The sequence below is a fragment of the Cryobacterium sp. MLB-32 genome (genome assembly GCF_000738085.1).
GTDB lineage: Bacteria > Actinomycetota > Actinomycetes > Actinomycetales > Microbacteriaceae > Cryobacterium.
In genome coordinates this window covers 18,593-27,218 of record NZ_JPRS01000084.1, presented here as the reverse complement: position 1 = coordinate 27,218, position 8,626 = coordinate 18,593, and the positions used below count along the sequence as shown (strand labels likewise).

The 8,626-nt window shown below is 66.6% G+C and carries 9 protein-coding genes; 3 read left to right on the top strand and 6 right to left on the bottom strand.

Annotated features, from left to right (window positions below):
• Positions 1 to 948, bottom strand: a 948-nt coding sequence (locus tag JF66_RS10310; RefSeq protein ID WP_035877589.1) for a N,N-dimethylformamidase beta subunit family domain-containing protein, incomplete at its 3' end; no start/stop codon positions are given.
• 149 nt (positions 949 to 1,097) lie between these two features.
• Between JF66_RS10310 and JF66_RS10305 the strand changes: the two genes are divergently transcribed.
• The 3 genes from JF66_RS10305 to JF66_RS10295 all read left to right on the top strand — a co-directional run bounded on the left by JF66_RS10305 (position 1,098) and on the right by JF66_RS10295 (position 4,341).
• Positions 1,098 to 1,817, top strand: a complete 720-nt coding sequence (locus JF66_RS10305; protein ID WP_051973398.1) for a DUF2461 domain-containing protein — start codon at positions 1,098 to 1,100, stop codon at positions 1,815 to 1,817.
• A gap of 180 nt (positions 1,818 to 1,997) precedes the next feature.
• On the top strand, positions 1,998 to 2,615 hold the full coding sequence (locus JF66_RS10300) for an LON peptidase substrate-binding domain-containing protein (RefSeq protein WP_051973399.1): 618 nt from the start codon (positions 1,998 to 2,000) through the stop codon (positions 2,613 to 2,615).
• A 61-nt stretch (positions 2,616 to 2,676) separates the two neighbouring features.
• Positions 2,677 to 4,341, top strand: coding sequence for an ABC-F family ATP-binding cassette domain-containing protein (locus JF66_RS10295; protein ID WP_035877586.1), 1,665 nt, complete (start codon positions 2,677 to 2,679; stop codon positions 4,339 to 4,341).
• A 262-nt stretch (positions 4,342 to 4,603) separates the two neighbouring features.
• Here JF66_RS10295 and JF66_RS25120 read toward each other — a convergent pair whose 3' ends face one another.
• The 5 genes from JF66_RS25120 to JF66_RS23590 form a co-directional block, all read right to left on the bottom strand.
• Positions 4,604 to 4,939 (bottom strand): LysR family transcriptional regulator, encoded by a 336-nt coding sequence (locus tag JF66_RS25120; RefSeq protein ID WP_035877584.1) that lies wholly within the window; start codon positions 4,937 to 4,939, stop codon positions 4,604 to 4,606.
• Positions 4,940 to 5,010: 71 nt separating this feature from the next.
• Positions 5,011 to 5,862: an ABC transporter permease subunit gene (locus JF66_RS22960; protein ID WP_369797996.1), complete on the bottom strand. Its 852-nt coding sequence runs from the start codon at positions 5,860 to 5,862 to the stop codon at positions 5,011 to 5,013.
• Positions 5,859 to 6,839, bottom strand: a complete 981-nt coding sequence (locus tag JF66_RS10280) for an ABC transporter ATP-binding protein (protein WP_156109734.1) — start codon at positions 6,837 to 6,839, stop codon at positions 5,859 to 5,861. The genes JF66_RS22960 and JF66_RS10280 overlap by 4 nt, the downstream gene beginning before the upstream one ends.
• 76 nt (positions 6,840 to 6,915) lie before the next feature.
• Positions 6,916 to 7,785, bottom strand: a complete 870-nt coding sequence (locus JF66_RS10275) for an Ig-like domain-containing protein (protein WP_035877583.1) — start codon at positions 7,783 to 7,785, stop codon at positions 6,916 to 6,918.
• Positions 7,782 to 8,462: a hypothetical protein gene (locus JF66_RS23590; RefSeq protein WP_197059384.1), complete on the bottom strand. Its 681-nt coding sequence runs from the start codon at positions 8,460 to 8,462 to the stop codon at positions 7,782 to 7,784. Before JF66_RS23590 ends, JF66_RS10275 begins: the two co-directional genes overlap by 4 nt.
• Between the last annotated feature and the right edge of the window lie 164 nt (positions 8,463 to 8,626).

Genomic DNA, 8,626 nt, shown 5'->3' with positions numbered 1-8,626 from the left:
CTCCCAGCGGGTCTTCCAGAACACCTCGTTGCCACTGAAGAACGCGAGGTTGACGCCCGCGTCGCGGGCGGCCTCCACCTGGCTGCGCTGATTCCCCGACCAGTACTCGTCATGGCCAACGGAGACGAACGTCCTATGATTGCGGATCAGCGCACCGCGCCGGTCACTGTCGATATCCGAGGAATAGCTCACGTTATAGCCGTTCGCTTCGATCCATCGGATCATCGGATACTCGGCATTGAATACGGCATCCTCAGCGCCGGTACCCCGAGTGGTGACCGGTCGGTTGTAGCTCACCTTGTAGGCGCGGCCGGCGGGGGAACCGGTGTAGAGGCTGTTCCCGCCGTACTGGTTATAGGCCTGCCATGTGCTGTCGGAGGTTTGGAAGAGCAGATCGGATGTGCTCGCATCATCGCGAACGACGAAGACGACGTGGCTCGCCCCCGCGGTGGCGTCCGTGCGCACGAGTTTGGCGATGTACACGCCGGACACGGCGTCTGCCGGCACGGTCCACGACGCGGATTCGCTCCAGTTGCCGCAGTCGATCAGACCGGTCGCGGATTCATTGAGACATGCCGGTTGGCGGCGGGCAACCGTGCTCGACACGGTCGCGATGGACCGCGCGCCCGATCCGCCGTAGAACCCCAGGCGGTAGATGTCGATGCGAAACGAAGCCGCAGTCGTGTTTACCTTGAAACCAAGGCGGCCACCGAGGTTGACGCTCATGTCGGTAGCGAAACCCTGAATGGCCGAGCTTCCAGAACCCGTGACGTCCCACTGCGAGGCAGGATTTCCCGCCTTGCTGTTCTCGCACGCGATGGGGTTCTGGATGGGAACCGTGCAGGGGCCGGCAGCGGTGGCTGCCGGAAGATTCGGCACGACACTGAATGCCAGTGTGAGAGAGAGGACGGCCGCCCAGAAGGCACCCCGCCGGATTGATGCTCGCATAAACCCTTCCTCTGTGGATCTGTCGATGTGTCGTGGGTCGACCGCTGTTTCCCCATTTGGGGGTGAGTGTCGCGCGGTTTGATGGCGCGGTCAATGGCTCGAATGACGTCGGAACGCAGGCGGTGGAATGGGTGTAAATTCAAGTCCTCATGGTTGTAAACCCGAACGCGCACCTGTCCCCGGCCGCCCTCGACTTTCTCGACGAGCTCGAACAGCACAATGACCGTGACTGGTTTGCAGAGCACAAGGCCACGTACGACGTTGAGCTGAAGGCCGGGATGCTCGAGGTTGCCACGGCGATCAACGAACGCCTCGCCGCCTTCGCCCCGGACCACGTCCGCCCGCCCGCGAAAGCCATGATGCGCATCTATCGGGATGTGCGATTCTCCAACGACAAGAGCCCGTACAAGACCCACATGGGGGCCTACTGGCCGCGGCAGGGTCTGGAGAAGGCGGCCGGCGCGGGATTCTTCCTTCAGATCGGGGCTCGAGAGCTCATGATCGCCGGCGGCTCGTACAGCCCAGGCCCCGCGCAGCTGCTGGCCATTCGCGAGTACCTGCTCGACCATCACGAAGAGCTCCGCTCGCTGCTCGCGGCGGTGAACAACACCGGGCTGTTCGATCCCCTCGACGGTGACCGCCTGATTCGGGCGCCGCGGGGCTTCCCCGCCGAGCACCCCGCGGCCGATCTGTTGCGTCATCGACGGTGGGCGTTCACCTCGACGCTGCCCGGCATTCAGGCCGAGAGCACGGAATTCATCGACGTGGTCACGGAGCGGTTTCAGGCGCTCGTTCCGCTCGTCGCATTCTTGAATACTCCGGTTGCCGGGCTCGACCTCACCCGCAGTCTCACCGCCGGCCGCCAGTGAAGCGAGAAGAATCGTAGGGGACTTCCGGGTAGCCGTCGATGCCCTGCTTCAGGAATTTGGCGTCGGCCAGGTTCTCAACATCGGTGGATTCGGGGGCCGTCGGAGTTCCGAGTTACGTCGTGAGCTTCCCGTGAAGCGGATGCCCTTGGCGGGCGCGGGCGGGTGTGGTTCGCTGTAGGCATGACAAGCCTGCCGATGTTCCCGCTGGGATCCGTGCTCTTCCCCTATATGCCGCTGCAACTGCGCGTGTTTGAGGAGCGCTACCTCGTGATGCTTTCCCGCGTGCTGCAGAGTGAACCTGCGGAATTCGGTGTGGTGCTGATCGAGCGCGGGCAGGAAGTCGGCGGCGGGGAACACCGTTTTCGTTATGGCACGGTGGCGCGCATCACCCAGGTCGGTGCCGACGGCAGTGTCGTTGCCCTCCTGGCTCAGGGCGACCGACGGGTCGAGGTGGTGGAATGGCTCACGGAAGATCCTCATCCGCTGGCGGAGGTGCGCGAGGTCGCCGACCTGGAGTGGGACGACAGCTTGCTGCCCCTGCGCACGGAGGCGGAGCAGACCGTTCGACGGGCCCTCGCCCGTGCGAGCGAATTCGTCGACCAGCAATGGGCCGCAGACGTCGAGCTGTCCCACGACCCGGTGGCGGCCATCTGGCAACTCGCGGCCATCGCGCCGGTGGGCGCCCTCGACCAGATCACCCTGCTGCAGTCGTCGACGGCGGAGGCGCTGCTCACCGCGGTGATCGATCTCACCGTTCTGGCATCGGCAAGTCTGGGAGACGAGTGGCCGGGTGAATGAGCCGCGCGGCCGAACTCCGCACCGGTCAGCCAGACCGTGAGGTCGGTGAGAACATTAGAGGATGACCGGAACACTCGTGGCCAAGGGCCTGGCCGGCGGGTACGCGCACCGCACGCTTTTTGATTCGCTCGATCTGACGGTCGCACCTGGAGATGTCATCGGCGTCGTGGGTGTGAACGGCGCGGGCAAGTCCACGCTCCTGCGCGTTCTCGCGGGAATCCTGCGCCCGCAGGAGGGCACGGTGAGCCTGCTGCCGACGGATGCCTTCATCGGCTGGCTGCCGCAGGAGCACGAGCGCCTGGCCGGCGAGACCGTGTCGGGCTTCATCGCCCGGCGCACCGGCTGCGCCGAGGCGACCCGTGAGATGGATGCCGCGGCATCCGCACTGGGCGACACGGCCCCGCGGCCCGACGGCCTCGACCCGGCGGATGTGTACTCTGTGGCGCTGGACCGCTGGCTCGCGAGCGGCGCGGCCGACCTCGATGACCGGCTGCCCGTTGTGCTGGCCGAGCTGGGCCTGACGCTCGGATCCGATGTGGCGGGAGACGCCCTGATGACGTCGCTCTCGGGCGGCCAGGCCGCACGGGTCGGCCTGGCGGCGCTGCTGCTCTCGCGCTTCGACATCGTGCTGCTTGACGAACCGACCAATGACCTCGACCTCGATGGCCTTGAGCGCCTCGAGGCCTTCGTGCGCGGCCTGCGCGGCGGCGTCGTGCTCGTGAGCCACGACCGTGAGTTTCTCGCCCGCTGCGTCACCCGGGTGCTTGAGCTCGACCTCGCTCAGGGTGCCAATCGGGTGTTCGGCGGCGGCTACGACTCCTACCTGGAGGAACGCGCGACGGCCAGGCGGCACAAGCGTGAAGACTTCGACGAGTTCACCGCGAAGAAGGCCGACCTCGTGGGCCGGGCCAGAACCCAGCGCGAGTGGTCGAGCCAGGGCGTGCGGAACGCGATGAAGAAGGCACCGGACAACGACAAGATCAGGCGCAAGGCCTCGATGGAATCGAGCGAGAAGCAGGGGCAGAAGGTACGTCAGATGGAGAGCCGCATCGCCCGCATGGAGGAGGTCGAGGAGCCGCGCAAGGAATGGCAACTCGAATTCACCATCGGGGCGGCGCCGCGATCGAGTGCCGTGGTGTCGACCCTCACCAACGTCGTGGTTCGGCAGGGCGATTTTGTGCTCGGTCCGGTCTCGTTACAGGTGAACGCCGGGGAGCGGATCGGCATTACCGGCCCCAACGGCGCCGGTAAGACCACGCTGCTGCGCGCGCTGCTCGGACGCGCGACGCCGAGCGACGGCACCGCGAGCCTGGGTGCGAGCGTGCGAATCGGTGAAATCGACCAGGCCAGAACCCTGCTCGCCGGGGTGGAACCTCTCGCGGTGAGCTTTGAAGAGCTTGTTCCGGAGATGTCTGCGGCCGAGGTGCGCACACTCCTGGCCAAGTTCGGGCTCAAAGCCGACCACGTGAACCGGCCCGTTGACGAGCTCTCACCGGGGGAGCGCACCCGCGCCGGGCTCGCGTTGCTGCAGGCGCGGGGCATCAACTTGCTCGTGCTCGACGAGCCCACCAACCACCTCGACCTGGTCGCCATCGAGCAGCTCGAGCAGGCCCTCGATTCCTACGAGGGCACGCTTCTGCTCGTGACGCACGACCGGCGGATGCTCGACAACGTGCACACGGACCGCCACTGGCACGTGCGAGCCGGCCAGGTCACCGAGCTGTAGTCGCCGTTCCGCGAGCCGATCCGTAGACCCGGCTCGACCCGTCCGTTGGTCGAGGAGTGCGCGCTGGCGCGCGTCTCGAGACCGCCTGAGCCGATCCTCGAACCTGGCTCGCGCGTGAGGAATGTCTCGCGGGGTCTCGATCGCTCCTTCGTCGCGCCTCGACCAGCGGGCGCTTCCGCGTGCCTCCGGGTGCGTCGCGCCTCGACCAGCGGGCGCTTCCGCGTGCCTCCGGGTGCGTCGCGCCTCGACCAGCGGGTCGAAGTTAGCGGGACTGCCGCTTCTTGCCGACCCGGGGAACACCCTTGACGGCGGGCGTACGGCCCTTGCCCTTCGACGCCTTCGCCTTGCCTCCTGGTGGCGGGGGCGGCGGCGCGTTCTTCTCGGCCTCGTAGTGAATGTCTGACAGCAGGGCGACGCCGGCCTTCGTGAGTCGGGTCACGTCGGTGCTGCGGTCGAAGAGGGCGTACCCGAGTTCCGCTTCGAGGTTCTTCACGGACAGGCTCACGGTCATGCGGGGCACGTTCAGATTCTTCGCCGCGCGAGTGAAGTTCAGCTCCTCCGCGACGGCGGCGAAGTGCTGGAGCTGGATGGTGTCCACGACAGGCCTTTCAGAGTTCCGCGAAAGTCACGGTCACCCCTCAAGGCTACGCGTCCGAGCGAGTGAGTGGGTCACACACCCACATCACGGTGTCTCATCACGAGCGCCGTCGCGGCGGCAAGCAGGAGGGACACAGCGAAGAAGATGCCCACTGTCGCCCAGTTGGCACCGTTCGAGAGGGGGTTGTGGCCGAATGCCCAGTAATACGGGGAGAGCGTGTGGAGCCACTCCACGTCGGCGCTCTGATTGCCGATGGCATTGAAGACGTAGCCGCCGACGGCCACGGCCGCGCCGCCGCCGATGCCCCAGACGCGGCGACCGCCCACCGCTCCGCAGAGCAACGCCGCTGATCCGCTCAGCAGGATCAGCCCGGCGAACAGCAGGCTCGTGCCGAACAGGTTGACGGCGTCGATCTCAAGTTGTGCCGGGGAGTTCCAGAACAGGATGAGCGCTCCGAGGAGAAGAGAGAGCGCGATCACTCGCACGGCCAGGGCCGCGAACCGGGCCACGGCCACCTGCACGCGCGTGACGGCGTGCGCGAGAGTCAGTTCCAACTGCCCGGATTCCTCATCACCGCCCAGGGCCGAGGCGCCCCAGCTGATGGCGGCGATGCTCAGCAGCAGGAAGGCAATGAGCCCGAAGATCGTGGCCTGGGCGTATCCCGGGCCCGTGCCGATCTGGTCGTAGTTGAGGCTGCGGACCAGTTCTTTCGGCAGCGTGTCGATGAGATCCTGCATCTGGGCGCTGCCGCCCATGCTCGGATAGATCGGCAGGTACAGCGAGGTCGCGGCCACGAGCCCGAGGCCCCAGCCGACCAGAGAACGCCAGCTGTCGCTGAAGACTTTGCTGAACAGGGGGATGCGCGCCGTGCGTAGCAAGGGGGCCGGATGCGCGGGGCGCTGCCGCAGCGCGGGTTCGGTCACGATTCGACCTCGGGTGAGGAATACAGCCTGAGTACGGACTCCTCGAGGTCGGGCTCCTCGAGTACGAGGTCCGTCACCGTCAGGGTCGAGATCGCCTGAATAAAGGGTTGGATCTCCCCGCGGAGCGTGGCCGTGGCTTCGGTTGCGCCGATAGTGGTGATCGTGCAGTCGAGGTCTCCCACGCCGACCAGGTCACTCAGTCGCCCGGCGAGTTCCGCGGGCCCGAGGCCCGTCGCGCTCATGCGCAGGTGCCGGATCGCGGAGCTGCGCAGCTCGTCCACGCTCGCCACGGTCACGATTCGCCCGTCGCGCAAAATGGCCACCTCATCGGCGGCCTGTTGGATCTCGCTGATCACGTGTGAGGAGAGGAAGACGGTCTGGCCGCCTTCGCTGGCCTCCCGCACCATACTCAGAAACTCCTGCTGCATCAGCGGATCGAGACCGCTCGTCGGCTCGTCCAGAACGAGCAGCTCCGGCTCGTGCATGAACGCCTGGATAACCCCGAGCTTCTGCTTGTTGCCCTTGGACATCTTGCGAACGGGACGATTCAGATCGAGCCTCAGCCTGTCAGCGAGCTGTTCGATGCGACCTTCCCGAACCGGTCCGGAAATGTCAGCATAGTGACGCAGGAGGCGCTCGCCGCTGACCCGGCCTTCCAGGATGAGGTCCCCGGGAAGGTATCCGATGCGTCGGCGCAGCTCGGGCCCGGCATTGCGCGAGTCGGTGCCGAGAACGTTCGCGTGCCCTGACGTGGCGCGGATGATGTCGAGCAGTGTGCGCATCAGCGTGGTTTTGCCGGCACCGTTGGGTCCGATGACTCCGAACACGCTGCCGCGAGCCACCGTGAAGCTCACGCCCGTGAGGGCCAGGTTCGTTCCGAACTTCTTGGTGACATCGGTCACGTCGATCGCGCTCTGGCCAGATCCGTGATCCGGCCGCGACACGGCGTTGTGCCCGGCCGTTCCGACATGAGTCATGGTTGTCCTTCCTCGTAACGGCGTGCTCCCCCTCGACGCTCGTGAGGCGTGCGCGCGGGCGGTAGGTGCTTTCGGCTCACTCCACGACCGGGCCATCACTCACGTCGAGGGAAATCGTGGCGACGTTGCCCTGCAGCGACGCCGTGATGTGGGCTGTTCCCGCGGCGACCGCGCGGAGACGACCGGCGGAATCGACCGTCGCGACACCGGGCTGGTCGGAGGCCCAGGTGGCATTGGCCAGGGTGCCGGATGTTCCGTCGCTGTAGGCGCCGTCCGCGACCAGTTGGGCGTCACCGCCCACGGGCAACGCGGCCTGACCGTCTGATTCCAGATCTTTCTGAAAGGTGTCGGAACTGGATTGCACGGACCGGATGCTGATGCGCGTCAGCGCCTTCTCGGTGACGATGATCACCGTGCTGTCGATCAATCCCGCGAGGGACGCGGTGACGGTGGCATTCTGGCCGGGAGACAGACCGGTGACGCGCCCGTCGGGGTTGACGCTGACAATGGTGTCGTTATTCGAGACCCAGACCGGAACGCCGGCCGTCGGCCCGCTGGAACCGTCACTGAAGTTGCCCACAACGGTGAGCTGCGCGGTGCCTCCCACCGGCAGAGTCACCGCGCCCGGAACGATGCTGATGCTCGCCAGCACGAGGGCGGGATTGCCCGTTGCCGGCTGTGACGTCGTGGGCGCCGGGGAAGTGGTGGTCGGCTCCGACGTCGCTCCGGACGAAAGGCTGTCTACGGCCGCGCGCGCGGCGGGATGAACCAGGACGACGGCGAGGAAAACCAACGCCGAGACCACCAGTGTGATCGCGTAAACGGATGCCACGTGGCGGCGATACCGGCCGGAACCCGAGCGGAGCGCTCGGTCCACGATGGCGGGGTTCGCGTGGGAATTCACGGCGGCAGTGGCCAGCAGGCGGCGGCGCAGCTGCGGGTTCATGAATTGTCCCCACTGGCGACGAAGCCCGCCAGCACGGCATCCGATCTGGTGAGTTCGCTGACCACCTCGGCCAGCGGGCGCCCGGTCAGCGAGGCGATTCGGGCAACGGGCAGCTCGGCGAATTCCCGGAGCACGACGGATATCCTCGCCGCCAGAAGGAGCGCGGACAGGGCGTTCTGCACCGACGGCTCGATGGTCGGGCCGTTCACCGGTGGGCGGGTGGCGACCCCCAACCGGGCGTGTGTGGTGAGAAGATGAACGAATTCGCAGAGCACGTATGACCGCAGGTCCGCCGTGACCGGCCCGCGCCATACGGCGGCGGTTCGGGCCCAGGCCGCTTCGAGCAGCTTGCCGGCGAGCGCGGGGTCGTCGCACATGAGCTGGGTATAAAGGCCGAGATCCCCGCGTTGCCCCAGGAATGCCGTCTGCAGCTCCTGATCGCGATCCCGCAGTGCGGTGGTGACCCTGACCCCCGTCGGGAAACCGAACTCGACCGCGCGGATGACCGGAAACACGACCGCCGTGACCAGCGCGACGGCACCGAGGCCGAGAAGTACGAGCCCCGTCACGTCGCGGACAAGCATGCCGACGGCGATCAGCGCGAGTGAGAGAATCACCAGAACAACGCGGGAGGGCGGGAAGGCGTCCGTCCACCGGCGGGCCGGAACCTTACACACGACGCACGGCCGTGACACGTGAGAGCGAGCCGCGGCGCGCACGGGGGTGTGTAGCCATGGGAGTGTCCTTGAACGTTCAGTCAAAGGTGCGATCTGTGCGGACAGCATAATCCCGTGCGGCGAGTTCCGCCCGGAATGCCCCGCGAGCCGGTGACACCCGGCAG

What these genes read in the sequence shown, in the direction of transcription:
- JF66_RS10295 (WP_035877586.1), top strand. Translation starts at nt 2,677, where the DNA reads ATGACCGGAACACTCGTGGCCAAGGGCCTGGCCGGCGGGTACGCGCAC.
- JF66_RS10305 (WP_051973398.1), top strand. Translation starts at nt 1,098, where the DNA reads ATGGTTGTAAACCCGAACGCGCACCTGTCCCCGGCCGCCCTCGACTTT.
- JF66_RS10275 (WP_035877583.1), bottom strand. Translation starts at nt 7,785, where the DNA reads ATGAACCCGCAGCTGCGCCGCCGCCTGCTGGCCACTGCCGCCGTGAAT.
- JF66_RS10300 (WP_051973399.1), top strand. Translation starts at nt 1,998, where the DNA reads ATGACAAGCCTGCCGATGTTCCCGCTGGGATCCGTGCTCTTCCCCTAT.
- JF66_RS10280 (WP_156109734.1), bottom strand. Translation starts at nt 6,839, where the DNA reads ATGACTCATGTCGGAACGGCCGGGCACAACGCCGTGTCGCGGCCGGAT.